The 25415-nt window shown below is 65.6% G+C and carries 26 protein-coding genes and 2 pseudogenes; 17 read left to right on the plus strand and 11 right to left on the minus strand.

The features are described 5' to 3' along the window. Window positions 1–21 precede the first annotated feature (21 nt). The 3 genes from D7D52_RS32280 to D7D52_RS32290 all read right to left on the minus strand — a co-directional run bounded on the left by D7D52_RS32280 (window position 22) and on the right by D7D52_RS32290 (window position 1460). On the minus strand, window positions 22–474 hold the full coding sequence (locus D7D52_RS32280) for a pyridoxamine 5'-phosphate oxidase family protein (protein WP_120742458.1): 453 nt from the start codon (window positions 472–474) through the stop codon (window positions 22–24). Between the two features lie 97 nt (window positions 475–571). After that, window positions 572–922 carry an STAS domain-containing protein gene (locus D7D52_RS32285; RefSeq protein WP_246023464.1) on the minus strand — a complete coding sequence of 117 codons (351 nt, stop codon included), beginning with the start codon at window positions 920–922 and terminating at the stop codon, window positions 572–574. 118 nt (window positions 923–1040) lie between these two features. Continuing rightward, window positions 1041–1460, minus strand: a complete 420-nt coding sequence (locus D7D52_RS32290) for an ATP-binding protein (protein ID WP_162958687.1) — start codon at window positions 1458–1460, stop codon at window positions 1041–1043. Between the two features lie 244 nt (window positions 1461–1704). Here D7D52_RS32290 and D7D52_RS32295 point away from each other — a divergent pair, with 244 nt between their 5' ends. The 3 genes from D7D52_RS32295 (at window position 1705) to D7D52_RS32305 (ending at window position 3425) form a co-directional block, all read left to right on the plus strand. After that, complete coding sequence (locus D7D52_RS32295; protein ID WP_120742462.1) at window positions 1705–2064, plus strand: STAS domain-containing protein; 360 nt, start codon at window positions 1705–1707, stop codon at window positions 2062–2064. Beyond that, entirely contained in the window at window positions 2061–3002 is a 942-nt protein-coding gene (locus D7D52_RS32300) for a sensor histidine kinase (protein WP_120742464.1), read from the plus strand. Before D7D52_RS32295 ends, D7D52_RS32300 begins: the two co-directional genes overlap by 4 nt. A 102-nt stretch (window positions 3003–3104) precedes the next feature. Continuing rightward, entirely contained in the window at window positions 3105–3425 is a 321-nt protein-coding gene (locus D7D52_RS32305) for a hypothetical protein (RefSeq protein ID WP_120742466.1), read from the plus strand. Window positions 3426–3452: 27 nt separating this feature from the next. Here the strand turns inward: D7D52_RS32305 and D7D52_RS32310 are convergent, their stop codons facing one another. Continuing rightward, the gene (locus D7D52_RS32310; protein WP_120742468.1) at window positions 3453–4145 is read right to left on the minus strand and encodes an aldehyde dehydrogenase family protein; all 693 of its coding nucleotides are present in this window, start codon (window positions 4143–4145) and stop codon (window positions 3453–3455) included. A gap of 74 nt (window positions 4146–4219) precedes the next feature. On the opposite strand from D7D52_RS32310, the gene D7D52_RS32315 reads away from it, so the two are divergent. The 4 genes from D7D52_RS32315 to D7D52_RS40050 all read left to right on the plus strand — a co-directional run bounded on the left by D7D52_RS32315 (window position 4220) and on the right by D7D52_RS40050 (window position 6700). After that, window positions 4220–4807: a dihydrofolate reductase family protein gene (locus D7D52_RS32315; protein WP_120742470.1), complete on the plus strand. Its 588-nt coding sequence runs from the start codon at window positions 4220–4222 to the stop codon at window positions 4805–4807. A gap of 188 nt (window positions 4808–4995) precedes the next feature. Beyond that, a complete protein-coding gene (locus D7D52_RS32320; RefSeq protein ID WP_120744638.1) occupies window positions 4996–5421 on the plus strand; it encodes an Hsp20/alpha crystallin family protein in 426 nt (141 codons plus the stop codon). A 665-nt stretch (window positions 5422–6086) separates the two neighbouring features. Continuing rightward, window positions 6087–6338, plus strand: a complete 252-nt coding sequence (locus tag D7D52_RS32325) for a hypothetical protein (RefSeq protein WP_120742472.1) — start codon at window positions 6087–6089, stop codon at window positions 6336–6338. Beyond that, entirely contained in the window at window positions 6338–6700 is a 363-nt protein-coding gene (locus D7D52_RS40050) for a cold-shock protein (protein WP_281279147.1), read from the plus strand. Before D7D52_RS32325 ends, D7D52_RS40050 begins: the two co-directional genes overlap by 1 nt. A 9-nt stretch (window positions 6701–6709) precedes the next feature. Here the strand turns inward: D7D52_RS40050 and D7D52_RS32335 are convergent, their stop codons facing one another. Next, the gene (locus D7D52_RS32335; protein WP_162958688.1) at window positions 6710–7060 is read right to left on the minus strand and encodes an STAS domain-containing protein; all 351 of its coding nucleotides are present in this window, start codon (window positions 7058–7060) and stop codon (window positions 6710–6712) included. 280 nt (window positions 7061–7340) lie between these two features. Then, window positions 7341–7823 (minus strand): MarR family winged helix-turn-helix transcriptional regulator, encoded by a 483-nt coding sequence (locus tag D7D52_RS32340; RefSeq protein ID WP_120744640.1) that lies wholly within the window; start codon window positions 7821–7823, stop codon window positions 7341–7343. Window positions 7824–7961: 138 nt separating this feature from the next. Here D7D52_RS32340 and D7D52_RS32345 point away from each other — a divergent pair, with 138 nt between their 5' ends. The 6 genes and pseudogenes from D7D52_RS32345 to D7D52_RS32370 form a co-directional block, all read left to right on the plus strand. Beyond that, the gene (locus D7D52_RS32345) at window positions 7962–9143 is read left to right on the plus strand and encodes a PP2C family protein-serine/threonine phosphatase (RefSeq protein ID WP_120742477.1); all 1182 of its coding nucleotides are present in this window, start codon (window positions 7962–7964) and stop codon (window positions 9141–9143) included. A gap of 112 nt (window positions 9144–9255) precedes the next feature. Next, the gene (locus D7D52_RS32350) at window positions 9256–9849 is read left to right on the plus strand and encodes an SUKH-4 family immunity protein (RefSeq protein ID WP_120742479.1); all 594 of its coding nucleotides are present in this window, start codon (window positions 9256–9258) and stop codon (window positions 9847–9849) included. A 292-nt stretch (window positions 9850–10141) separates the two neighbouring features. After that, window positions 10142–10681 carry a hypothetical protein gene (locus D7D52_RS32355; protein WP_162958690.1) on the plus strand — a complete coding sequence of 180 codons (540 nt, stop codon included), beginning with the start codon at window positions 10142–10144 and terminating at the stop codon, window positions 10679–10681. Window positions 10682–10771: 90 nt separating this feature from the next. Beyond that, window positions 10772–11608: a hypothetical protein gene (locus tag D7D52_RS32360; protein ID WP_162958691.1), complete on the plus strand. Its 837-nt coding sequence runs from the start codon at window positions 10772–10774 to the stop codon at window positions 11606–11608. Further along, window positions 11508–12260: pseudogene (gene mobF / locus D7D52_RS40480) on the plus strand (MobF family relaxase); the annotation flags it as partial. The gene D7D52_RS32360 and the pseudogene mobF, both read left to right, overlap by 101 nt. Window positions 12261–12372: 112 nt before the next feature. Continuing rightward, window positions 12373–13566 (plus strand): annotated as a pseudogene (locus D7D52_RS32370) (ATP-dependent DNA helicase); the annotation flags it as partial. A gap of 594 nt (window positions 13567–14160) precedes the next feature. On the opposite strand, the gene D7D52_RS38205 reads toward D7D52_RS32370, so the two are convergent. Both D7D52_RS38205 and D7D52_RS32380 read right to left on the minus strand, forming a co-directional pair. Beyond that, window positions 14161–14451 carry a hypothetical protein gene (locus D7D52_RS38205; RefSeq protein ID WP_162958692.1) on the minus strand — a complete coding sequence of 97 codons (291 nt, stop codon included), beginning with the start codon at window positions 14449–14451 and terminating at the stop codon, window positions 14161–14163. Between the two features lie 62 nt (window positions 14452–14513). Beyond that, window positions 14514–15908 (minus strand): hypothetical protein, encoded by a 1395-nt coding sequence (locus D7D52_RS32380; RefSeq protein WP_120742489.1) that lies wholly within the window; start codon window positions 15906–15908, stop codon window positions 14514–14516. Window positions 15909–16085: 177 nt separating this feature from the next. Between D7D52_RS32380 and D7D52_RS38585 the strand changes: the two genes are divergently transcribed. Continuing rightward, window positions 16086–16526, plus strand: a complete 441-nt coding sequence (locus D7D52_RS38585; protein WP_187703066.1) for a hypothetical protein — start codon at window positions 16086–16088, stop codon at window positions 16524–16526. Beyond that, window positions 16498–17712 (plus strand): hypothetical protein, encoded by a 1215-nt coding sequence (locus D7D52_RS32390; protein ID WP_162958693.1) that lies wholly within the window; start codon window positions 16498–16500, stop codon window positions 17710–17712. Before D7D52_RS38585 ends, D7D52_RS32390 begins: the two co-directional genes overlap by 29 nt. Before the next feature lie 9 nt (window positions 17713–17721). Here the strand turns inward: D7D52_RS32390 and D7D52_RS32395 are convergent, their stop codons facing one another. After that, window positions 17722–19791, minus strand: coding sequence for an NB-ARC domain-containing protein (locus tag D7D52_RS32395; RefSeq protein WP_162958694.1), 2070 nt, complete (start codon window positions 19789–19791; stop codon window positions 17722–17724). Window positions 19792–19877: 86 nt separating this feature from the next. Between D7D52_RS32395 and D7D52_RS32400 the strand changes: the two genes are divergently transcribed. After that, the gene (locus D7D52_RS32400; protein WP_162958695.1) at window positions 19878–20699 is read left to right on the plus strand and encodes a pentapeptide repeat-containing protein; all 822 of its coding nucleotides are present in this window, start codon (window positions 19878–19880) and stop codon (window positions 20697–20699) included. Window positions 20700–20762: 63 nt separating this feature from the next. Beyond that, window positions 20763–22448 (plus strand): hypothetical protein, encoded by a 1686-nt coding sequence (locus D7D52_RS32405; protein ID WP_162958696.1) that lies wholly within the window; start codon window positions 20763–20765, stop codon window positions 22446–22448. Between the two features lie 12 nt (window positions 22449–22460). Here the strand turns inward: D7D52_RS32405 and D7D52_RS32410 are convergent, their stop codons facing one another. Both D7D52_RS32410 and D7D52_RS38210 read right to left on the minus strand, forming a co-directional pair. Then, a complete protein-coding gene (locus D7D52_RS32410; protein ID WP_162958697.1) occupies window positions 22461–24470 on the minus strand; it encodes an ATP-binding protein in 2010 nt (669 codons plus the stop codon). Between the two features lie 38 nt (window positions 24471–24508). After that, entirely contained in the window at window positions 24509–25123 is a 615-nt protein-coding gene (locus D7D52_RS38210; RefSeq protein ID WP_162958698.1) for a nucleotide disphospho-sugar-binding domain-containing protein, read from the minus strand. Window positions 25124–25415: the final 292 nt, after the last annotated feature.

The following is a 25415-nucleotide window of genomic DNA, read 5'->3' on the forward strand; positions in this document are numbered from 1 at the left end:
GTCGCGATCACGGTCGGGCACTCAGCGTGCGTCGGCCCCGACCGATTCGCGCCGCACCAGCCGGACGCCGGTGACCAGGCTCGGTTCGATGGCCACGATGGTGTCCATCACGCCGTCGATCCAGGGTTGCAGCGCACGGTCGTAGCGGGCGGCGCGCATCGGGTCGGTGACCGTGCGGGCGATGCCGGTGACCACGACCGACCAGCCCAGCCGGGTGACGGGATCGATGTCGTCGACCTCGTAGGCGACCACCACCTCGGAATCGGCGTGCACCGCCGTGGTGAGCCGGGAACTCAGCCGCGTGCGCACCACCACGAGTTCGCCGTCGACGAGATGGTTGACCGGCCGGATGGCGGGCAGGGCATCACGGGTGAACACGACGCGACCGAACGGGCGGCTGGCCAGCAGGCGCAGCGATTCGGTCCGCGACAGGTTCACCATGATCCGCGCCTCCGCGATGTCGTCACGATCCATGGGCGCACCTCCTGTCATCGATTCGCGAGGGTTCTCCCCCTCCATGCGACCACCGAATGCGCCTGCGCCACCAGGGACAAAAGTCCCCGGTGGATACTCACGGCTGCGCGAGCGCCGCGTCGAGCGTGTCGAACAACTCCAGTACCTTGTCCAGGCCCGTCACCGTGATCGGCCGGCTGACCTGCGGGGAGGACACCACCACCCGCAGGCGGCGCGGGTCGGCCTTCTGCGCCGCGGCCAGCAGCACGCTCAAACCCACCGAGCCCAGGAAACTGACCCCTGACAGGTCGACGATCGGAACCGAACTGTCGCGCACCACCTCGTCGAGCACCACCTCCAGCTGCGGCGCCGAGGTCAGATCGACCTCGCCCTGCGCCGTCACCACCACCGCGCCCCGGACCGTGCTCCGCGAGACGGTCAGCAGTCGCGATACATCGCCGTCGGTCACAATCCAATCCTCCACGTCCAGCAGGCGGCCTTCAGGTCGGTCGACCTGATGCGCGCGCGAATCATCCACCCACACCGAGGGACTCCGCTCTGTAAGGGTATAGCCGACCGCCGACCGGTCAGGTGCGCCGGACGAAATACACGCTCAGCGGATAGCCGCCGCGCTGGTGATCGAGGTTCTCGTGCGCGATGCGCATCGTGTCGGTCATGGCCCCCAGCAGGTGCCTGGCGAAATCGTTCTGCGCGAACACGTCACCGGAGGCGGTCACGGCCGAGACGGTGACCTCCACCTGCCCGGAATCGAGCACGAACTCGCATTCGATGGTCCCGTCGGGCACCGCCGACAGCACGATCGCAGTCGCCACCTCGTCCAGCGCGACCCGCACGTCGGTCACCACATCGAGGGTGAAATCCGCGGTCAGCAACACGGTTTCGGTCACCGCGCGCAGAATGGTCAGCTGACTCGCCTCGGCCGGGACCCAGAGGCCCACCCTGCCGGTGTGTCGCCGCGCCCGCACGCCTGCTCCATCCACGATCATGTCCCATTCACCGCTCTCCACACCGAATGCGCTCGTCTCCCTATTTCTGTGGCCTACCCCTCTGCCCAGGTCGAAAACTGACCGTGTGTCGAATACCTCCGCAGAACTCGCAGACCGGTCGAATTCGACGGGGGAATGCGGCGGCGACCGGCCCGGTGACACGCGCCGGACGGGGCGTCCGCGAACGCCCGTTCGACCGTAGGTACGATATGCCCGGAAGCCTGTGTGGGGAGAGTGATCAACGGTGACAGAGCATTCGGCGCGCGCAGCTGCGGAAGCGCTGCCGTCGCTGAGCGGTTCGCCCAGTTTGCACGTCTTTTCGATCGTCGAGCCGCCGGGTATTCGTTGCGTCGGGGACGTCGATCCGGCCACCCACGCCACCTGGCAATCCGCCCTCGCGCAATTGCCGCCCGCTTCCGCGGTGCATCTGGATCTGTCCGGTCTGCGATTCATCGACACCCACGGGGTCCTGCTGCTGGTGGAAGCCTCGCAGTCGGTCCGGGATCGGCGGCGGTTGGTGCTGCACGAACCGCCCGCGGGCATGCTCCGCGTTCTGCGACAGTTCTGGCCATCTCTGCCGACGCTCGAGGTACATCGATCATGACCGCAGCCACCGACCACGCGATCGACCCCTTCGTGCATCCCGCGCTGTTCTACCGCGATCACGACGAATACCTCGCGGGCACAGTGAGTTTCATCCGCGAAGGGCTGGCCAACGGCGAGCCGGTCGCGGTCTCCGTGCCGACCGCCAACCTGGCGCTGCTGCGCGGCGAACTGGGTTCCGACGCCGCCGCCGTGCTGCTGATGGACATGACCGTCGAGGGGCGCAACCCCGGGCGGATCATTCCCGGTGTGCTGCGCGCCTTCGCCGACAACCATCCACACGGCCGGGTGCGCATCATCGGCGAGCCCATCTGGGCCGGCCGCTCCGAGGTGGAGTATCCGGCCTGCGCCCAGCACGAGGCATTGATCAACGCCGCCTTCACCGGCCGCGAAGTGACGATCCTGTGCCCGTACGACGTCACGAATCTGTCCCCCGAGGTGCTCGCCGACGCGCACGTGACGCATCCGACCATCATCGATGGCGCGCACGAGAGCGTCAGCGCCGCATACGATCCCGACCTCGTCGTATCCACCTACAACCGGCCCCTACCCGAGCCGCCCGACGCCGACCTGGTCCTCGAATTCGACGTGACCAGCCTGCCGCAGGTCCGCTCCGCGGTGCTCGAACTGGCCCGGCGCTACGGGGCCAGCGAGGACCGGATCGTGGACGTGGAGCTCATCGTCGGTGAGGCCATCGCCAATTCCGTGGTCCACGGCGGCGGTTCCGGCACCGTGATCTGCTGGCGCGGCGACGGGCAGCTGTGCTGTCAGATCCGCGACGGCGGGCACATCACCGACCCGCTGGCGGGCCGGCTGCCGGCCTCGCTGTACAGCGTCGGCGGGCGCGGGCTGCTGCTGATCAATCACCTCTCCGACCTGGTCCGGGTGTACACCGGTCCGGCGGGCACCACCCTGCACGTCCAGGTCTCGCTGACCTAGCTCGACTGTAACGACCGCTCGTCGCGCGACGACCCAGGTAATGGACTCAACGCCAGGGAACGACGGGCGTCGGCACCGCCCGATTTCGAGGGAATCACTCCGATGACCATCCTGCTGCACGGCAACGGCATCGTCGATGCCCATGATCGGGCATTGCACATTGTCGATCTCGACCGGCCCACCCCGAGCGTCCTGACCATCGTTCTGCACGATTTCGACCGCGCCGGACTCAAACTCGTCGTCCTCGACGCCGACAATCGGCAACTGTTCTACGACGTCTCCTGCCTCGACACCGGCTACCAGATCCGCGGCGAATTCCGCCTGCCCGCGGGCGTTCACACGATTCGCATCCGGGTGTCCTCGCCATTGCGGCACACCACGCAATTCCGTCTCACCCTCGCCGATACCGGCGACGAACTCTGAATTCCTCCGGGGCCGAATCGCTTTCGCTCACAATTGCAGGGACTTCACCTGAAGATATTCCTCGAAGCCCAATCGGCCCTGGCATCGACCGTATCCGGATTGCCCGAAGCCGCCGAAGGGTGCGTTGGGCAGCATCTTGTAGCCGTTGATATCGACCTGTCCGGTGCGGATTCTCAGCGCGACGGCGACGGCCCGGTCATGGTCGCCGGAGAACACCGCGCCGCGCAGACCGTAGGGTGAGTCGTTGGCGATGGCGACGGCATCGTCGTCGCCGTCGTGGGCGATGATGCTCAGCACCGGACCGAAGATCTCCTCGCGCGCGATGGTCATCGCATTGTCGACGTCGGTGAAAACCGTTGGGCGAACATAAAATCCGCGATCCAGGCCCGGCGGACGGCCCGGGCCTCCGCAGGCGAGGGTGGCGCCCTCGCGCATGCCGCGGTCGATGTAGCCGAGCACCTTCTCGTACTGGTCGCCAGTGGCGATCGGACCCACCGTGGTGCGCGGATCGACCGGGTCGCCGACCTCGAGCCGTGCCACCTCCGCCACCACCGCCGCGGTCGCCTCCTCCAGTCGCGTCCTGGGCACCACCATGCGCGTCCACGCACCGCACATCTGCCCGGCATTGTTGAACGCGCTCTTCACCGTTTCCGCGGCGGCCTGGACGATATCGGCGTCGTCGAGCACCAGGCAGGCGGACTTGCCGCCGAGTTCGAGCACCGCTGACGTTGGATACTTCGATCAAGCCCATTTCGCGCGGCGCAGGAACTGGCACTCCGGAACGAGGAGGAATCATGGGGAAAATGGTCGTGAGCGCGTCGGTCTCGGTGGATGGTTTCATCGCGGCCGACGACGACGATCCCGGTCCGCTCTTCGAGTGGCTGATCAGCGGTGACGTGCCGTTGGACGACGGTGGCGTGCTGAAGGTGTCGCAGGCGTCCTACGACTACACCCGGCCGTACTGGGACGAGATCGCGGTGACGATCGCCGGCCGCCACGTCTACGACATGACCGACGGCTGGGACGGCACACCACCGTCCGGGGTCGATCACGTGGTCGTCGTGACGCACCGGCCGAGGCCGGAGGGCTGGGGCTGGGACACGCGGGCGCCGTTCCACTTCGTCGACGGCATCGAAGCCGCCATGGCCCGGGCGCAGCAGCTCGCGGGCGACCGGACGGTCGAGGTCGCCGCCGGCGACGTCGGCGGCCAGATGCTTGCCGCCGGGCTGGTCGACGAGGTGCGCATGGATGTCGCGCCCGTCGTATTCGGTTCCGGTAAGCGCTATTTCGGCTCCGTCGACGCACAGCACCTGTTGGAGGATCCGGACGTGCTGATCCAAGGCAACCGAGTGCTCCACCTCCGCTATCGGGTACGCCGATGACCGTTGCCACTGGCACACAAGGGCGACCGGGTCGAGCGCAGCCAGCCGGGCACCGAGGCCACGCCACCCCAATCTGATGGGACAGTCTTGCACTCACCTATCCTGAGTGCTAAATATTATCTGTGTCAGATGACATAGGTTATCTGAGTCCACGACATTGAACATGGAGTGAGTTGGAGGTGACGACCATGCTGATGCGTACCGATCCCTTCCGTGACCTGGATCGTTGGACGCAACAGGTCTTCGGCACACCGGCGCGTCCGTTGGTCATGCCGGTGGACGCCTGGCGCGAGGGCGACGAGTTCTTCGTGGAGTTCGACCTGCCGGGCATCGACCCCGATTCGCTGGATCTGGATGTCGAACGCGGTGTGGTCACGGTGAAGGCCGCACGACCGGAACTGGATTCGAGCCGGTCGATGATCGCCGCGGAACGCACCCGCGGCGTGTTCTCCCGCCAGCTGTTCCTGGGCGAGAGCCTCGACACCGACGCGATCCGCGCCGACTACCGAGACGGCGTGCTGCGACTGTCGATCCCGATCGCGGAAAAAGCCAAACCGCGCAAGATCGAGGTCATCCGCGCCGAATCGGCCGAGCGTCAGGCAATCAACGCCTGAACCGGGCGGTCCGACGCACACGGCACAGGCAGGTGGCGATCATGGCTGCGCTGACCGGCACCGACGCCGAGCGGATCACGCCGCTCGACGAACGTCTGCTCGCATTGGATCCCGACATCGAGGCATTGTTCGCCGAGGTCGACGAGATACTCCGGGCGGCAGTGCCTGGGCCCGCCCGCCCGAGCCCAGGACCACCCGCCGATCCCCGGAAGACGGTGCGGCGCACCCGAAATTCGGCGGTCGGCCCCGACGGCCGGAGGCCCGCGCCGCTCGCCCCCGGCGGGCGCGACCCGCCCGGGTGCGGACGAGATGCGAATGATTCAGTGCCCACACAGAATTCAGTACCCATACAGGAGGTGATGCCCGTTCCACCACAGCCACGACAACCGGTTCGCGTGCGCGCCGGGGTCGCCTCGAGGCCCGATGCCCGCCCTTCGAGCACCTGCCACCGTTCCCGGATGCGAGCAACGGTGTGTGCACAGCCTTTCGACAGGCAACGCGGGCAGGCCCGACCGGCCCCCGGCCACGCGATCGGCACGCACAGTCGAAATCTGTTGTGCGTCAGACCTCTTCCCCCGGGTGGGTCCGGTTCGCTTTGTCTTCCCGGACCCACCCGGCCCCTCGACCGCCGTATCGACGCGTCTCGCACAGGGAGGACCACTGTCATGGTTGACATCACGACCGTTTTCCCGGCCGGCACCGAGGGCGACCACGCCGAGCAGGCCCGGCTGGTCCGCGAGGCCGACCGCGACCTCGGTGTGGACACCGCCGCACTGCACCCCCTAGCAGAACGGATCCGCGCCGCCTTCGACAACGCCGCGGTCGCCGACCTCATCGATCAGAACACCATCACCCCGCGCCCGCGTGAGCACGCCTGGCTCGACGGCGACTGGGACGACGACTGGGAGCACGCCTGATGACCATTCCCGCGAAAGCCACCACCGTGCCGGCGGCCGACCCCGCCCACCCCGACACCCTCGCCGAAATGCCGCGCTGGCGTGCCGCGCGCGTGGACTGGTTCGACACCGCCAAAGGTTTCGGGTTCCTCGCCCCGGCCCGCGGTCCCGCGGTGTTCGTCGACTACCACGTCATCGACATGCCCGGCTACAAGACCCTCACCCCGGGTCAACCGGTCGTCTACACCGCCACCGACACCGGGCGCGGTCCCGAAGCCACCCGCGTCATCCCCTACCCTGCCACCGGCGCCACCGCCGACTCCCGGCCCCGCCGAACACCGTCGCGATGGCGGCGCACCCGCTGCCAAGCCCGCGCCGCGTGAACGACGCCGCTACAGAAACCCGGTGAGTTCGAGGAGACGCCGGGCGGGTGGGCTCGGCGAATCGATGACCAGCGTGTGCCCGGTCGGTTCGAGGTGAGCCGTCAGCCGGACCACCAACTCGAGTCCCACGCACCCGATGAAGGTGACATCCGCCAGGTCGACGACGACATCGGCCGGCGCCAGCCGTGCGAGTTCTCGGTAGGCGCCGGCCAATTGGGGTCGGGTGTTCAGGTCGATTTCGCCGCGCATGGCCACCCGCCGGGGTCGTTCGTCGACGAAGCACCACACTTCGCCGGGTTGGACGTTCAGGCAGCGCCGCGGCGTCGAGGTTGCTACCGGGATGGCGCTGGATGAGCTCACGATCGACCTCGCCTTCACTGGACCGGCCGGCGCGGTCCATTCAACGATTGTCACACGGCAAATGTTGAGAAGCTACGCCAACCGCCGATTCCCTGTCCGGGGTGCGGCGCGAACAGGGGTTGACGCAGGAAGGAAAGGGTCGAATGCGCCGTAATCCCTGGGAAACCAGGAGCCGCGTTCGTCCCATCGCAGGATTTCAGCGGACAGCGTGCTGGATTCCCGGCCAACTCGCACTCGACCCATTGATTGCCGTATGGAAAATATCGAGGCGCGTGCGGAGTCAGGCTCGACGCTCGTGCGACGCGGTGTCGAAGGCATGCTCGGCGCCGGCGGTGAACTCCGCCAACCCCGCCAGCAGGGCTTCGCGACCCGCGGGGCTCATGGCCTGCAACACCCGGTCCAAATCCCGCCGGCGCGTCTCGCTGACCTCGAGCAGCAGTCGCTGCCCGTCTCTGGTCAGTGCGAGCATCACCTCGCGGCGATTGGCGGGACTGGCTGTGCGAGCGAGCAATCCGGCGGCCTGCAGCCGATCGCACAGCCGGCTCGCCGAGGACGGCATGGTGTCCATCTCGGCGGCCAGGCCGTTGAGGTTGAGCTGTCCGTGCTGTTGCACGATCGTCAATGCCTGCAGTTGTGAGGGCGATACCCGCGTCCCCACGGACTGCTGGGCCTGCCCCCACATCAGGACCAAGCGCGCCGCCGCCTGCTCCACGGCCGCGGCGAGATCGGTTCCGGATCGGTCCGGCCGCCGCGCACTGCTCATGCCCATACTGTGACACGTCGACCCCTGATGGCGACACCCCACGCGCGCGGTAATGTCGTCGGACCCGTGTCACACGACAATTGTCGCGAGACCGCAGCCGCGTAGTCCCCGGGGGCTCGCCGATCCTCGAAGGCCCACATGACCCGCCACGGTGACTCGCTCGGTCGCGCCGAGAAGACTCTGCGCGCCAGCGCCCCGCACGCCCTGCTCGAGGTCGTGCAGTCCACGCTCGCGACCGATTTCGCGGCGACAGCGGTGGAGTTGCTGCTGGCGGACTACCGCCTGTCGATGCTGCAACCGGTCACCGAATTGCCGCACACCGCAACGCCGCTGCCGATCCGGACCACGACCGCGGGCCGCGCGTTCACCGCCCAGCACGTGCTGCTGGAACCCGGTCCGGACGCCGAGGGAATCGTGATCCTGCTGCCGGTGACCGTCCGCGGGGACCGGCTGGGCATCCTGCGCGCCCAGCTGCCGGCCACCCCCACCGACGACGAACAGGACGCCCTGGCCGCCCTGGCCACCATGCTGGGCCACGAACTGATCGTCGCCGAACGCGACACCGACCTCTACTTGCAAGCGCGCCGGCGCGAACGGCTCAGCCTCGCCGCGGAGATGCAATGGCAATTGCTGCCCGGGCGCGGCTGTGCGCGCGCGGAGTACTCGCTGGGCGGGCAGCTCGAACCGGCGTACACCATCGGCGGGGACAATTTCGACTGGAGTACCTCCGCGGAGTACCTGACCGTCACCGTCTCCAACGGCATGGGCCAGGGCATCGAGGCGGCATTGCTGACCAATCTGGCCATCAGCGCCCTGCGCAACGCGCGGCGGGCCGGCCTCGACATCGCCGACCAAGCGTGCCTGGCCGATCAGGCCCTCTACGCCCAGTACGGTGGCACACAGCATGTCGCGACCCTGCTCATGCGCTTCGAAGTGGCCAGCGGCCGCGTCGGCGTGATCGACGCGGGTTCCCCCCGCGTGCTGCGGCTGCGCGACGGTCTCGTCGAGCTCATCGAGTTCGAAGCCCAACTGCCCCTGGGCATGTTCGACAGCACCGACTATCGCGAACAGTTCTTCCAGGTCGAACCCGGCGACCGGCTCGTCATCGTCAGTGACGGGGTCCACGCCGCCCAAGCGCCCACCGGCAGCGAATACGGCATGACCAACCTCGACCTGGCCATCCTCACCTCCAGCAACCTCCCCGCCTCCGAGGCCGCCCGCGCCATCATCACCGAGCTACTCGACTACCACGAGGACACCGACCTGCTCGACGACGCGGTCGTGGTCTGCATCGACTGGAACAACCCCCGCGGCGACTGAATCAGGGTGGCTACTGTGCAGTCCATAGATGGCCTGTACGCGAGCGTCCATGTACGCCTTGGCAATCGGGTGATAATGGGTGGCCCAGCCCGCACACTCACCAGCCGAGGAGATGATTCCCGTCAGTTGCTCTATCGACCGGACGACGCTCGAATCGGTGTTCACCCCGGACAGGCTTGTCACGCTGCCGGCGGACGCGCTGACAGCTGTCACCCACCAGCCGACCAAGCGGTTCCTGCGTGACGTCGGAATCCCCACCCAGTTCTGGCTGGACGCCGAGCCCGGCCTCAGCACGGGCCAACTCGACTGCGACAACCAGGACCTGGCCGAGCTGTACCCGGAATACCGCGCCGACTACTCGAACTGGGCCCTACTGGGCAGCATCTCGAACGACCCGATCTATCTCGACGTCACCAACGGCACGGTGTTCAGCATCCCCGACGGCGGCACCCCCGCACCCCTCAACACCACCATCGACGCATTCTGCTACTTCCTGTACGTCCTCGAACTGGAGCGCCCCAACTACGATTTCGAAATCCTCGGCCCCGACGACACCTACCAGCCAGGCGCCGAAACCCGACTACGCGAACTCATGATCCGCTGCGACCCCACAGGTTTCGAACCTCCCGACCCCTGCACCGAATTCGAACCCGGCGTACCCACGTGGGAACTGGCGCTCCAGTTCGTCGCCGACAAACTCCAATAACCCCAAACCACCTCCCGCACAAGCCTGCCGAAATCACTCGCCTCATGGCGAGCGGCAACATCGACAGTGCCACGCGCACAGTCCCCTCCATCGTCGCCGACTACCGCGCCACCGCCGCCATCGACCTCGACATGGACCGAGCCGACTGAAAAGCTGACGCCCAGGGGCATCACCGCATTCATCCAGAACCTACAGCGCACCCATCGCGAGGAAGTGAGCACCGTACGCCTGGCGTCGCGATAATCTCGTACTCATGACTGATGGGTGCTCGGTCGCCGACGAGGGCTCCGATGTGGCGCAGTGGTACGAATTGCGCCCCGACATCGAACTTCCCGAACGCGCCGCTCGCCTCGAGCGAAGCCTGCCTGCCCCGATATCCCGCGAGGATCTCCTCGGTTTGTTGGTGACCGACCCTGAACTGGGCATTCGCGTGGAGCAGGAAGTTCCCGACGAACAGTCGGACGGCCCGCTCCAGCAGATGGTCGGCCGCACCAGGCTTTTCGTGGAGCGCAAGAGACTGACCGACTTCACGTGGGACGCTGGGACATTCGTCGGGGTCATGGCGCTGGCGCAGTCGCCGACATTCTCGATGGCGGCGACCCTGTTTCAGCGGGCCATTCGCACCGTGAAGATACTGTCCGACGCGGAGTTGGACATGATCATCGTCCTGACCGCGGTTTCGCACGGCGACCCTTACGGCACGGTCGTTGCCATGGACGACATCGTCGAGCAGTACGACGGCGATACCCGAAGGGCTCTCGACCGTCTGAGCACACTGCTGAAAAAGGGTGTCGTCGAGAAGGTCGGCACCGGGTGGCGCGTGGTCTGGTGACCAGTGTTCCATTGTGAGCAGGACCATCTCGGTCACATCGTATTCGGCGCTCATGACGGAATCGGCTCGTGGACAATCCACCTCGACCGCGTGCCCGAAGTCGCGCAGCATGTGGTGACGCAGCACGAGTACGCGCACCATCATCTACAGTCATCCTCGGCCTGGGGCATGGCGATGATCACCTCGGCGGTCGTCGACGACTCCGGTACGGCCGCGAGCGCGGCCTGGACAGCCTTTGCCCGCGCGTGTCGATCGGTACACGAGATGTTCGCGACGTACTTCTCGGTGATCGGCATCGACGACGGGCTCGAGCATTACCGCGGAAACATGCGGTATCTCCGGTACTACGGACTCGGTACGGCGCTGATCGGGGGGCTGCCGCTCTCACCGGCCGGCCGGAAACGGGCGATCGAGGACCTGAGTCGGGCGCTCATGTCCCCGGCATGGTTGACGGAATTGACGTTCGACCAAGTGCGTCGGCTCGGACAGTCCGGAGACGGCCTCCCCGGCGCTCCGGATGCGCGGCTGCACGTGCTCATCCAATCGATCGCCGACGAATCTGTCTCGACCCCTCTGGCGCGGCTGTTCGAGGAGACAGACGACAGCCGCGATCGGTGGGATCCGTTGGCCGCCCGTTTGAGCGCGCTCGGTATCGACTGTCCCGACCACGAAGACCTGATGAATTGGACAGCCGTGATGGTGGACGGCTGCAACGAATTCCTGCCCGTCTCCATCGAAATCGAAGGCCGCGGCAGCGATCCCCTCATGAGCCTGGTGGAGAATCACAGCCGCGAACGTCTCCGGTTGCACTCGCAGCACCGCCGCGATGCGGCGACGTCCGAACTGGGACGAACGAACGATCCTGCGGACCAACGCCGCCCGGGAACACCTCACCGCGGTACTCGGACACACGCCGACCCGCGGTGAGATCGGCGACGCACTGACGACCGAGAAGGCCCGCACACGCAAGGCGGTCGCGGGGTTCGACTGTGTCTTCACCCCGCAGAAATCGATCAGCATCCTGTGGGGACTCGGTTCCGACCAAGTGCGAGAACAGATCTGGCGCTGCCACTCCGAAGCCGTGCAGGAGGTCCTGGCCTTCACCGAATCCCGCTATGCCGTGACCCGCCGCGGGCACAACGGGGTCATGCAGATCGATGCGAGCGGGCTGATCATCGCCGCATTCACCCACTTCGACAACCGTGCCGGAGACATGAATCCTCATACGCACGCGGTGATTTCGGGGAAGGTGCTCGGCGTCGACGGCACCTGGTCGGCTCTGGACGCGCGCTCCTTGTACACAGCCGCGGTGTCGTTGTCGTGCCGCTACAACGCCAATCTCGTCGGCAAACTCAAGCGGATGGGGCTTCGATTCGAGGAGCGCAGCCGGGGACACGGCAAGCACCCGGTCCTGGAAGTCGTCGGCGTGGGCGAGGACATGATCAGCGAATTCTCCCGCCGCGACGACATCATCGACCGCTTCGAACAACTCGCCGCGGACTATCGCGCCGCCCACGGCCACAACCCAAAGCTGGTCACCCAGTACCGGCTCGCACAGCAAGCCCCCCTCGAGACCCGCGGGCACAAGCCGTTGCCGAAATCATTGCGGCAGATGCGCACCGAATGGAACGCCCGCTTCCTAATCCTGTTCGGTCGCGGCCGCGACGACCGATCACCACCATCTCAACCCCGGCCAACGCGCGATCGCCCGCTACTTGTGCACCACCGATGCCAGGCTCGCGGTCGCGGTCGGTCCCGCCGGCAGCGGAAAAACCACCGCCATGCGCGCCGTCGCCGATGCCTGGCAGGCCGCCGGCCGCACCGTGATCGCACTCGCCCCCTCAGCGGCGGCGGCGCGAGAACTCGGTGCGAGCCTGCGCATCCCAGCGCGCACTCTGCACAAATTGTTCGCGCAGAACAGTTTCGGTATCCCGACCGGGTTGTGTCCCGGCACGATGCTGTTGGTCGACGAAGCCGCGATGGCGGCCACCTTCGACCTCGACGAACTGTTGCAGCTGGCCCGCGACCACAGTGCGGTTATCCGCTGCATCGGCGACCCCGAGCAACTCTCCGCCGTCGAATCCGGCGGCATCCTCCGTACCCTCGCGCACGACACCCGCTCGCCGGAACTCTCGCAGCTGGTGCGGTTCGCCGACTCCGACGAGGCCGAAGCCACCCTCGCCGTCCGCGCCGGCAACGCGCCCAAAGCATGGGAGTTCTACGACAGCCACGGCCGCGTCACCCACGGCATGAGCCACGAACTGCGCGAACAGATCCTCACCGTCCACCTCACCGACACCGCCGCCGGAATCTCCTCTGTCATGATCGCCGCCACCCTTGACGACGTCTCCGCGCTCAACACCGCCACCCAAGCCGCCCACCTCGCTACCGGGCGCGTCCGTGCCGACCTCGGCAGAATACCGTTGTCCGACAGGCACTTCGGATACTGCGGCGATATCGTCGTCACCCGCGCCAACAACCCACGCCTGAAAATCATCGGCGGCCTCCGGCAAGACACCGGGATCGACAACGGCGACCTGTGGCGCATCCACCGCATCCATCACGACGGATCGATCACCGTCACCGGCACCAGCCACCGCGGCCACGTCCTGCTGCCCGCCGACTACATCAACCAACACGTCGAACTCGGCTACGCCACCACCGCCCACAGAGCCCAGGGCCTCACCGTGCGCCGAGCACACATGCTGCTCAACGCCACCCTCGGCCACGCCCTCGCCTACGTCGGACTCACCCGTGGCTCGGAGATCAACCACCTCTACCTCGCGACCGATGCCCTGGTCGACATCTCCGGTGACCAGCAGCCCGACGACCCCCAAGAACCCTTCCGTGCTTCCAGAGGGCGCGACGACTTTCCCGCCCCCTAGCTCTGTTGAACTTCAACGCCTCGATCACCGTTTCCTTCGTCCATCACTCGTCGCCGAACAAGCAGAGCGAATGAACGCAGCGCGACGCGTATCAGCTTGCGAGCAACCTGGGTGCGAAGCAGGGGCAACAAGCAAACACCAGTGAGCTATGCGGCGAGCTTCCAACTCTCGGCCGCGCAGGACGTTCGGCCGACCTCGGACCCACTCGCCACTCCCGGGCGCTGTCGCGGTCGGGCTCGGTGAACAGGCCGAGCTTGTGGTAGCGCCGCACGGAAGTACAGCTCCTCGCGCAGCGGCGGGGTGAACCCGCCCAGGAGCAGGAAGATCACTGTCGTCGTGGCCAGCCGAGGTTGCCCGCTAACCCGGACAGCGTATTAACAGCGGATTATCTGGTTCCGGCTGGAACCTGTTGCTGGTAACCGGCTTCGAACTCGTCCGGTGATCACGAGCACAGCTTCTGCTGATGCGCTGGGAGTTGTACCAGCCGTCGATGTAGGCGAACAGGTGTTCTCGTCGTGGTCATGGGTCCGCCAGCTCCGCCGACAGACCAACTCGGCCTTGAGGGTGGAGAAGAAGTTCTCCATCGACGCGTTGTCACCACATCATCCGACCCATTGAACTGCTGGGTTTGGTTGGGTCGGAAGGGGTTTCGGGAATCCGGCTATAGTTGGCGTCTGCGATCGCGGTGTCCAGGCGGGCGAGCAGTCGGCGGTGGCATTCAGCTTCGTTGATCCAGCCGCGGTGTTCGGCAGCGGCGACGAGTTTGGCAGCATCGGCGCGTTGAGCGGCGAGGATGGTCAGGTAGGTGGCGACGAAGAGTTCGATACCCGCACAAGCAAGGACGTCGAGCCCCACGCGTCGAAGGGTCTCTTTCGGATCGATCACGGCCCGGCTGTTCGAGTCCGCGAGCGACGCGTTGTCGACCCCGACTGAAAGTCCCGGCAGTATCAGAACGCCCGTTCGGGCGGCTGTCGAAACGGCCCGTGTGTACTCCAGCCCCTCATGTGTGGTTCGAGCTCGTCATGACTGCAAGAAGTCAGCCGGACGACGGCGAGCGGCCCGGTGATCGGATCGGTGCGATCGGCGTGCCGGCGGATCCAGTCGGCCCATTCCCGGGCCGCCTCGGCGGCGTCGTCGCCGAGGCGGGCGGCCTGCGCATTCACCTCGTCGGCATACGCGCGCATGCTTGTCGCGGCGTCACGGCGCGTCAGCTGATCACGGAGATGTTCGGCGTTGCGCTCGTAGGTCAGTTCGATGAATGCCGCTTGCTTCACCTCTTCCCATCGCACCTCCCGAATCTTGCTGCGACGCTCCTCTTCTTGTTGCTTCCACGCTGCTTCGGCTTCGGCGATCTCCAGATGCCGGACAAGTGCGGCCAGCTGATCCTCGATGGCCGCTTTCGCGGTGTCACGCTGCTCAAGGATCGGGTGCTGTTCCCACGCTTTGGTCAGTGTGACGCAGAGACGGCCGGAGGCCGCGAAGTACTTGTTCTCCCGCGTGCGCTCAACGCGCGTATACGGATCGGAATCGGTGATGAAGACATTCCCGCCTCGGCCTCGCTCGTCGAGTTCGCGCACGACGACCTCGATTTCGCGTGAGGGCAGCCGCAGAGAAAGATCCGAACGCCCGGACCCGCGTGGACCGTATGCCCGCCTGCTGTGGTCGGAAACCTTCCAGCCCAACGCTTTCGCCGCGAGCACGACCGCTTGGAGATACCGTGCCGCACGCGGAATCTGTGCCTTCGACACGCGTGCACGACTGTCTCGGAATGCGGCGACCGCTGGGTGAGGATCGCGAAGTTGCTGTGGAATCTCGAGTTTCCGCAATGGCGTAAGGGCCTTCGGGTCCGGTTCCAGGTAAGCCGTCACTCCCAGTGACGGGTCCATCCGGGTCGGCTCGCATGTCAGTCGTTGGCCCTGCGGCAAAAGCCCTTCCAACGCTAGGCAGTTCGCGCCCCGAACCACCACGTCGGATCCGACTTCCAATGGCAGTTCGAGGCGTCCGCCGGCCGCTACGACTTCCTCCAGCAACCCGACCGCACGCTCCCGCTGCTGCCGAGCTTCACGTTCACGTTCGGCCCGGTCCTGTTCCTCGCGTCGTTCCCGATTTCGTTGGGCCTCGATCCACGCGGCGTGCTCCTTCAACTGCTGCTGCCCCTTGGCCGTGACCGTCGCCGTCCAAGTTGACCCCTTGCCGTCGACCTGAACGAGCCCACGATTGTGTAAGGCACGAGCCGAGACACGATGAGCGGTGCCGCTGTATACCCCCGCCGCGCACCCGTCAGCCACCCATCGCAGCAACTCGAACTGTGCCATGGACATATGGTCGTCGGAGCGCGCCATCGACTCTCCTGGTCTCTACAACTCTGTCGATGTCCTTCCTACCCGAGCACAGGCCCACCCGAAGAGGGTTCTCGCCGGACGTTGCGATTACGATCGGTCGGCGTGTCACCCGCTGCGCTACCGCCTCACCGTTCGGCCCAATGGTCTACCTACCCGAATCAGCGGACAGTGCTGGCGGTGACGCACAATACGACGGCGGCGACGCGGTTGTTCGACACTGTTGAGCTACTTGCCTCGGACCCACGGATCCGGATTGTCTTCAGCCGCACCGGATCATCCGTGTTCGACACCGATACCGCTGGTTTTCTCGCCGAGCGGGGAGCGTATGAGATTCCGTGGGAAGAAGCGATGCATAACGAATTCGACCTTGCGGTATCCGCGAGTTACGGGGGCAGACTCCATCGAATTCGGGCGCCTTTGTTTGTCGTACCACACGGAATGGGATACAATAAATATTTGAACAAAGAACAAAGAACAAAGAACAAAGAACAAAGAACAAAGAACAAAGAACAAAGAACAAAGAACAAAGAACAAAGAACATTCGGTATTCGGGTTATCCCGCGAGTGGCTGGTACACAAGGGACGTGTAGTGCCGTCCATCATCGTGCTCAGTCATGAGGAGCAACAGAAGAGACTCCGCCGCACTTGCCCGGAAGCCATCCCGAACACCCTGATCGCCGGGGACATCTGCTTCGACCGGATGCGCGCCAGTCGCCCGTTGCGCCCCACATACCGCCGAATCCTGGGGTTGCGCCCTGCGCAGCGCTTGATCGTTATCACCTCCACTTGGGGCCCGCATTCCTTGCTCGCAACCGCACCCGATCTACCTCGCCGCTTGGCGTGTGCACTGCCGGCGGATGAATTTCGCATCATGCTCGCACCACACCCGAACATTCGCGCTCAGCACTCCCGATGGCAATTCGCGCAATATCTCGCCGATGCCACACGAGCCGGTGTACACATTCCCGAGGACGTGGACGATTGGCGTGCGGGTCTCGTCGCCTGCGACCTGGTGGTAGGAGATCACAGTTCGGTGGCATTCTACGGCGCCGCCTTGGGGCGGCCACTGCTGCTGGCGACCACTCCGTCGCAGACGGTGGACCCCGATTCCCCTATCGCGCATATGCTGTCGGCCGGCAATAGGTTGGATCCGAACGGCGATCTGGAGGAGCAGATCCGCCGGGCCTGCGCCGACAATTCCTTCGAACGATTCGCCGGCATCGTCGACCAGACCACCTCGGTCCCGGACCAGAGTCCCGCATTACTCAGAGCCGCTATGTATCACACGCTCGGATTGCCCGAGCCCGTCGAGGCCGCGACCGCGACCATGTTGCCCGCCGCCGCACCATTGTCCTCGACCGGCGCGGCGCACATCGTTGCCGTGACCCCGCACGGGGACCGAAAGGCGGCCATCGTGAGGTATCCCGCGGAACGGTTGAACACCGGACTTCCCAGTACCGCCGGAACGCATCTGGCCGTCGACCTCCGTCAGCCGGACCTGGCTTTGACGGGCCTCGCAGATCTGCTGATCGGCACGCTCGGTCCCGATGCACGAGAGTGGATCGAAGGCACCCTGTCGGAGATTCCTGGCTGTCTCGTCGCTGCCGTACCGATCGCCCCGGGCCGCTGGCTCATCGGCGATCGTCGGATGCTGTTCGAGGCAACCGGCACCGATCAGGCGTGCTGCCGGTTCGCATCGATCGTTACCCACAACTCGGACTGCGACAACGAAACCCTTACGGGAACGTGGCGTATCGACTGCGCGGACCGGACCTACACCGTGACGGTCACTCGGACCCGCTGAAGGCGACGACTACTCCAAGGCAGTGAGCGCGGCATCCACCGTCCTGACGGACTCCGCGAAACACAGTTCGGCATAACGACTTCGAGCCTGATGGTAGAGCTCTCTGGCCTCATCGATGCACCCGGCGCGGGTGGCGAGCTCGGCCTTGAAGACTAGGATCTCCGCTTGGTCGAAAGGGCGTCCGCGATCCCGCATGACGGCTTCTGCAGAGTCGAATTCGGCTTGCGCCGTCGCGAGTTCACCGATCTCGGTCAACTTGTGGCCGCGCCACATCGCCACTTTCGCGAGGTTCTCGGCCTCATCGGAGGCAAGACCACCGAAAAGCGCCGCGGCTTCGGAGAACAGCGGTAACGCCCGCGCGGGTCCTTCTGCCTTGCCACCGTGCATGGCCGCCAGGGCGATTCGGCGGGGATCACCGAGGGCGCGCGCCAGCTGGTAGTTCCGGCGCAGCGCCACCCGGGCGGCGGCGATATCGTTGCGGGCCAGCCAGCTCAATCCTGCGCCTTCCACTGCCGAAGCCTCGAGCTGCAGCGCTGCGGCTCCTGGCTGCAGCGACACGGCCAGCCGAGCGGCGCGTTCGAACTGTGCTGTGGCGTCCTGCAATTCACGCAACCAGTAGTGCAGGAAACCCATCTGCGTCAGCAGCAGGCTCGCGAGCGCGCTGGAGCCGGCACGCTCGGCCGCCGAGATGGCGCGCAGATGCATGGCGCGCATGGTGTCCAGCCGCTTGTCCTTTTCGTGGAACGACCAAAGCAGCGTGCACCAACGGATGATGACCTCGGGCTGCCCGGCGATTTCAGCGTGCCGCGCGGCTGCATCCAGGTTGGGCAGATTGCCTGAGATCCAGGCGCGCGCAGACGCGACATCGGTGAATTCACCTGCGCTGGAAGTATCGTCCGGGAACAACAGCCGCCGCCACGGCCTGGCCGGTGCGAGTAGCTCGTCCGCCGACCAGAGCCGGCGGTCGAAATGTTCCAGCAGTGCCCGCTCGGCATCTTCTCGTTCGCCGACCGAGGTATGCACCGACCGCGCGTGCACCCGCACCAGCTCGAGAGCGTGGAACCAGCCGTCACGGTCGGTGAGGAGGTACAGATCCGTGAGTTCCATCAGCGCGCTGTACACCTCGCCGCGGGATGCTCCGGCGGCCGCCGCCACGCTTTCGACCGACAAACGTCCGGCGTGCCCATGCAATCCGAATATCCGGTAGCAGCGCTGAGCGAGTGCGGATACCGAATCGTAGGCCGCGCCGAACATCTCCTCCAGAGACAGCGCGGCCGACCGCCGCCCCTCATCCGAGAGCCGCTCGACCAAGGACGCGACGGAACGATGCGGGTGCAGGGCGAGCATCCCGCCTGCTATGCATAGCGCGAACGGGATGTTGTCGCACATCCGCAGAATTTGCTGGGCGGCTTCCGGTTCCGCCGCCACTCGGTCGACACCCGCTATGCGGCATAGCAACTCGCGAGAATCGCTCTCGGCCAACTGCTCGAGTTCGAACACCGAAACTCCCCCACCGCTGAGATCGGTAGCTGCGGCAGTGCCCGCCACCACCAGCAGCGACTCTCCGTCGGCGGGACATAGCCAGCGGATCTGGGCCTTGGTTTTCACGTTGTCGGCGATGATCAGCAACCGCAGTTCCGCCGTGCGGTCGCGGTATCGCCCGTGCAGCGCGTCCCGCCGATCCGGGATATCCTCAGGCCGGTCGCCCAAGCCGAGCAGCAGATCAGTGATCGCGTCCGAGAAATACGAATCCGCGGGCCCGCAGTCGGGGAACGAACACAGCAGCTGACCGTCCGGGTAATTCCTCGACATCCGATGCCCTAGTTCCAGCGCGGTCGCCGACTTTCCGATTCCGCTCAACCCGGTGAGCACGATGATCGAGTTTCCGTTCGTGCTGCGCGCCGCTTCAGCCGCCGCGAGTAGCACTTTGTCCCGGTTCACATGGTTTCGATTCCGCTGTGGTAATTGCCAGCGCCCGCCGCCGTTCACCATCCGCCTCCCCTGCTCGCCTGGCATCCTACCGGGCATTGATCTCCGCGAAAGACTCTTCCACACCGGCGATTTCGCGTTGATGAGCACTGCGCAAACCATCGGTTGCGCCGCAACGAGCCGCTGGATCTGCTGCAATGGATCTTGTGACTCGAAGACAGCGGTGGCTCCTCGCGGTGTCGGTGCTTGTGACAGCCGCCGTCATGGTCTGTCTGCTCTATCTGTTCCCCATGTGGCTCACCCGAGACAGCAAGCAGGAAGAGGCATTACGCAACCATCTGACCACCGCGGTCGGCGCCGCCATCCCGGTCGCACTCAGCTTCGTCGGAGTCGCCAAGTTCCTGCTCGACCGCGCCAAACATCGGGCCGACAAATTCCACACGGCCATGGATCGGCTGTTCAACGACAATGCCGACACCCGGGCCGACGCGGTCCGTGCCCTGGAACAGATGATGTCGTACTCTCCGGACTACCGCGCCCGGACACTCGAGGCATTCGCCGATCTCCTTCGTACCCGGACCGCTGCGCTCACCGGCAACGGCAAACGGCAGCAGCTACCCAACGACATCACCGCCATTCTGACCGCACTCCGCCGACGCCGGCCCCGCCGAGACGACCCGCCGATGAACCTCATCGGAGTACGCCTGCCGCGCGCCCCACTGCACGCCCTCGACCTGAGCAGCGCGCAACTCGCCGACGCCGACCTCAGATACGCTGACCTGAGCGCCGCCAATCTCACCGGCGCGAATCTCGACCACGCAATGCTCACGGGCGCGAACCTGACTGGAGCGTCACTACGCGGCACCCGTCTGACGCACGCCACGCTCGTCGGAGCGACCCTTACCGGATGCGACCTCATCGACGCCGCCCTGGAACATGCCACGATGACCGGAGCCGACCTCCGCGGGCTGAATCCAGGAATGACAGCGGTCCTCACCGCTGCTCAAATCGCCAGTGCGACAAATAATCCCAATCCAGAAGCGGCCGAAGAGCCGTAGCTCCGATCCCCGCAGTGGGGTCAGCGCCTCGCGGCCAATCCGTACTCGTGCTAAAGAGATGCCATGAACGACCCGGCATGGCAGACCGTTTCGCCGCAACGAAGCGTCCTTCTGGTGGCACACAACCTCACCACCCTGAATCGGCTGCTGGATGTCATACCGGTCTTCGACAGCGACCCTCGAGTCGCACTGACGTTCACTGCTACCCCCAGCGAACCCTTCCGCCACGGACTCGAAGAATCGATCAACGACACAGGAATTCCGCACCTACCGTGGACAACAGCGACCAGACGCACGTTCGACCTTGCGATAACAGCCAGCCACCACGACGGAATCAATGAATTGACAACACCTTTGGCAGTGCTGTCACACGGAATCGGATATACTAAATACTCTCCCGAAGGAGCCAGGAGCCAGGAGCCAGGAGCCAGGAGCCAGGAGCCAGGAGCCAGGAGCCAGGAGCCAGGAGCCAGGAGCCAGGAGCCAGGAGCCAGGAACGTTTTCGGGCTTTCACCCGAATGGGTCTTGCGTGACGGCCGTCCATTTGCGAACGCACTGGTCTTCGCACACCCAAGAGATGTCGCCAGGCTCGCGCGATCCGCACCCGCCGCCGTCGAATCCGCGTATGTAGCAGGCGATCCCTGCTTCGATCGGATTCTGGTCAGCCTTCCTTTCCGTCAACGATATCGGCTCGCGCTGGGCATCGGCGATCGCACCCTGATCGTTGTCTCCTCGACCTGGTCGGCGGACTCCACCCTCGGCAGCCGATTCGCACTGCTTCGTGAGCTCCTCGCCGAACTCCCCCTCGACTTGTACGCCGTGGCCGCGATCCTGCACCCGAACATCACACACCTGCACGGCCCCGGTCAGGTCGCGCAGTGGTACGCGGACTGTGTTCGATCCGGGCTGATCATGCTTGACGAAATCGACGGCTGGCGAGCGGGACTCATCGCCGCAGACGTCCTCATCGGCGACAACGGTTCGGTGACCGGATACGGAGCAGCGATCGGACAACCTACCCTGGTGGCTCAATTCCCCGACGTCCCAACGGAAACCGCTATCTGGGAACTGGGCAGACACGCACCGCGCCTACCCCCGCACGGCCCTTATCGCCCGCACATCGACGCCATGGCCGGGAGCGCATTCATCGGCTCACCAGACATCGCCGAACTGACCACCGGATATCCGGGACGGTCCCTCGAACGGCTCCGAGGGTTGTTCTACGATCTGCTCGAATTGTCCTTGCCGCACAGCGAAATCGTCGTCCCGGTGGTCGAAGCGCCCCGCACCACGGCCGCCCCGGAATCCTCGGCCCACCTGGTGACCGTCACTCGCACCGGCACTGCCGCCGTGCACCTCGACCGACGCCCCGCCGAAGTCAGCCGAGCCCCTCTCGGTACCCGCGCCGACACTCATTTGTCCTGCCACACCGACTATCCTGTCCGCACCCTGCGGTCGCTGGCGAACATCCTGGTCTCACCACGCATCGATGCCGGCCGCGACGCTGCGGCGTGGTTGCACGCCACCCTAGCCGCGCATCCCCGATGTGAACTGGCGGCTCTCACCGATGGCACCGAGGCAATGGCATTGGACCGAGCCGGTCGCCTGTACACGGCGACCTCCCCACATTGTCCCGGCGAGGCGGCGGTGTCGGCGCTCTATGCGTTAAAGGACGATGACCTACCAGGGCACATCGTCGCCGAGTTCGGCACGCGACGACACGGGCTGCGCGTACACGTCACCCGCTGAGCATGCGTTTCACTAGCTGAATCGCTCCCGACACCGGCTCAACGCCTCACGGTGACGCTGCGCATCGGCGGTCCTGCCCCTGCGTTCGGCCTCGCGCAGCAATCGCTCATACAGCGTGGCGGCCTCGGCGTATTTGCCGTAGGCCAGCATCACATCCAGCGCCTCGGACCACAACAGCTCCGCGTGTTCGGAGGATTCGGTCTTTGCGGCGATGTCACCACGCAATCCCCTGCAGAGCGCGGAATTCACCGCGTCGACCTCGCCCCGTGACCGGAAATACGCTTCAGCGATGACCAGATCCGCTGTCACACTATCGATTTCTCCCGAGTCTTCGAAAGTGCCAGAGCTCAACCGCATCCGAGCACGGTGCATGCGCAGCAGCTGGTAGGACCGCTCTCGGTGTGCTGGGTCGTCCAACAGCCGGACAGCGTCCCAGGCTTGCGCGAGCACGACCAGGGCCTCGGCCGTCTGCCCCATTCCTTCCAACGCGAGAGCCTGCCATTCGAGCCGACTAGCGGTGCCCTGCTCGTAGCCGAGCGCGGCCGCGCGATCCAACAGATCTTTCGCTGCCGTAGTCTCGCCAACGCACTCGTGTAATCCAGCCAGATCACGCATCAGTTGCCATCGCGTCGCCGACTCGGCGAGACCTGCCGCGCCGGAACCGGTCCCGGTGCGAACCTCGAGCAGGGAACGGTAGCCGTCGACCAGTTCGTGGACGCGTCGCGTTTGATAAGCGAAGGGCCACAAGGCGATCGCGAGGATGGTTGCTTCCGAATACAGCCCGCCTTCCAGCGCTGCACGCTGTGCCGCAACGAACAAGCCCCACCGGCCGGAGAACTCGCCGGCTGCACGCTCGACCGCGTCCGGACCTGTGTATCGCGCATCGACCTCACGGAACACCGAAGCGGCAACTTCCGCCGGAATGGGGCGATCCGACAACGACTTAGCCAGAGCCACCGCCCGGCGAACGCACCAATTCGCGATTCGACGTTCGACGTCATCACGCACGGCGTTGGAATCCAACCTCCGGTGTAAGGCCCTCGCGTGATGGCGCATCGCATGGGGGAATTCGATGAGATCGCCATCGTTCCACCGGAGCAACGCCTTGTCGGCCGATCGCCGCAGCAGTCGTCTCGTCACCGCAGTACTTCGATCCAGAGCGACCGCCGCCAACTCCAGGTCGAACCCGGTGACCGGGATCGCGCTCAGTAACCGGTAGGCCCGCGCCTCCTCGACGGTGAGACTTCCGTAGGAGGCGTCGCAGACCGCGACCACTACCGGCCTCTCATCGAGGCTGAGTTCGGCGACGAAGGCGTCGAGTTCGCCGGCATGCTCGAGGTCGCGCACGAAATCGGCGGCCGACTCGGCATCGTCGGCCAGCTGAATTCCCGCGGCCACCAACAACTCCGGCACGCCACCGAACACCGAGACCAGCCGTCGCAGCAGCTCCGGTTCCACACCGGCGATCTCCCCACCCGCCATCGCGCGGATCAACTCGATGCCCGCCGCGTCGTCGAAGCCACGCAGCGACAAGGTGATGAAACCGGCTGCTCTCAACTCCCGCAGAGGTTTTCGCCCCGACACCAGGACTGCCGCGTCGCGCACGTCGCCGAGCAGCGGAAGCACCTGACTCGCCGAGTCGATGCCGTCGAGCACGACGAGTGGGCGATGCTGTTCGATCAACGCACGCAGCACCGAACACCGCAACACCGGATCAGGCAACTCACGCCAGGGAACCCCCAGCTGAACGAGGAGATCCGCCGCGATATCCTCGGCCCCGTGCAGGACCGGAGCATCGGAGCCGACCGCGCCGTAGTAGATCGTCCGCGTGAACCGCGGCCCCAGCTCGTAGGCAAGTGTTCGGACCATGACGCTCTTGCCGATACCCGCCGCTCCGGTGACCGCCAGCAGCAGCGGAGCGCCCCGCAGGGTCGCTCCCTCGAACGCACGCCTTGCCTGTTCGAGCTCCGCGATTCGATTGATGCACAACGGCTTCGACGGTAATGCCCTGAACTCGTCCATCGCATCCCTCCTGCGCAGACCACCCGGTGCCTGGGACCTTATCCGTCGCTGGGAGCACTGGCTACGGTCGGTGCCCGGCGATTTCGTTCCCAGACCGCCAACAAGATGTCCGCGGCACGTTCGGCCCCGCGCGCGGCGAGAGCTCGATCCTGAACGCGTGCCAGCCGATCCCGCATCCGACGGTCGCCGGCCAGCCGCTCAGCTGTGGCTCGCACTCCCGAAGACGGCAAGAGTTCGCCAACACCCATCTGCTGCAATCGAAGAGATGTCCGCCGCTGCTCCCTGATCCTCGGCGACAACAGCATGGGCACGCCCGCCAGCAGCGCCTCGTGCACCGAGTTGATACCACCATGGGTGATGAACAGCGTGGCCTCATCCAGTAGTTCTCGCTGCGGTATCCATTGCTGTGCAAGGATATTCGTAGGCAATCTGCCCAGCAGTGCGGGATCGGCGCGCGACGTGGCCATGATCACCGCCCACTCGGCTCGGTCGGCGAACTCATCGATGATCGCGCGAAAGAAATGCGCCGATCGCTCGAACACCGTTCCTGACGACACCACGAGCAGCCGTTCGCCCGACCGCCGCCAATCGAAGCCCCGACCATCGCCACCTGTCGCCGGCCCGATCAACGGTCCGACCAGACTCGCATGCATACCGCCCCAACCCCTTTGGGGCGACAAATCCGGCAATAGGTTCATCAATGCGGGGCCTGGGCACCAAGGCGCGCGGCCATGCGTGGTCCAGAATGGAACCACGGGCACCCCGCACCGCCGCAGTGACGGCACCATCCCACGCACATGTGGGTCAACCACGAAGAGCGGCCCGGAACCTTGTGCCATCTCGGATATGAGCATGCTCCGGATCGATCGCCATGTCTTTCGTCTGCCGTGCCATAGACCGATACGGTCCAGCAGTTCCCGCGGCGACCGGCCAGGCGGCACCCGC

Origin of the sequence: Nocardia yunnanensis, assembly GCF_003626895.1 — a bacterium.
GTDB lineage: Bacteria > Actinomycetota > Actinomycetes > Mycobacteriales > Mycobacteriaceae > Nocardia > Nocardia yunnanensis.

Coding starts and splice junctions, on each gene's coding strand:
- D7D52_RS32305 (WP_120742466.1), top strand. CDS start 3,105: ATGACCATCCTGCTGCACGGCAACGGCATCGTCGATGCCCATGATCGG.
- D7D52_RS32325 (WP_120742472.1), top strand. CDS start 6,087: ATGGTTGACATCACGACCGTTTTCCCGGCCGGCACCGAGGGCGACCAC.
- D7D52_RS32290 (WP_162958687.1), bottom strand. CDS start 1,460: ATGATCGTGGATGGAGCAGGCGTGCGGGCGCGGCGACACACCGGCAGG.
- D7D52_RS32300 (WP_120742464.1), top strand. CDS start 2,061: ATGACCGCAGCCACCGACCACGCGATCGACCCCTTCGTGCATCCCGCG.
- D7D52_RS32320 (WP_120744638.1), top strand. CDS start 4,996: ATGCTGATGCGTACCGATCCCTTCCGTGACCTGGATCGTTGGACGCAA.
- D7D52_RS32405 (WP_162958696.1), top strand. CDS start 20,763: ATGAACGACCCGGCATGGCAGACCGTTTCGCCGCAACGAAGCGTCCTT.
- D7D52_RS38210 (WP_162958698.1), bottom strand. CDS start 25,123: ATGCATGCGAGTCTGGTCGGACCGTTGATCGGGCCGGCGACAGGTGGC.
- D7D52_RS32380 (WP_120742489.1), bottom strand. CDS start 15,908: ATGGCGCGCTCCGACGACCATATGTCCATGGCACAGTTCGAGTTGCTG.
- D7D52_RS32350 (WP_120742479.1), top strand. CDS start 9,256: ATGATTCCCGTCAGTTGCTCTATCGACCGGACGACGCTCGAATCGGTG.
- D7D52_RS40050 (WP_281279147.1), top strand. CDS start 6,338: ATGACCATTCCCGCGAAAGCCACCACCGTGCCGGCGGCCGACCCCGCC.
- D7D52_RS32340 (WP_120744640.1), bottom strand. CDS start 7,823: ATGAGCAGTGCGCGGCGGCCGGACCGATCCGGAACCGATCTCGCCGCG.
- D7D52_RS32345 (WP_120742477.1), top strand. CDS start 7,962: ATGACCCGCCACGGTGACTCGCTCGGTCGCGCCGAGAAGACTCTGCGC.
- D7D52_RS32280 (WP_120742458.1), bottom strand. CDS start 474: ATGGATCGTGACGACATCGCGGAGGCGCGGATCATGGTGAACCTGTCG.
- D7D52_RS32410 (WP_162958697.1), bottom strand. CDS start 24,470: ATGGACGAGTTCAGGGCATTACCGTCGAAGCCGTTGTGCATCAATCGA.
- D7D52_RS32315 (WP_120742470.1), top strand. CDS start 4,220: ATGGGGAAAATGGTCGTGAGCGCGTCGGTCTCGGTGGATGGTTTCATC.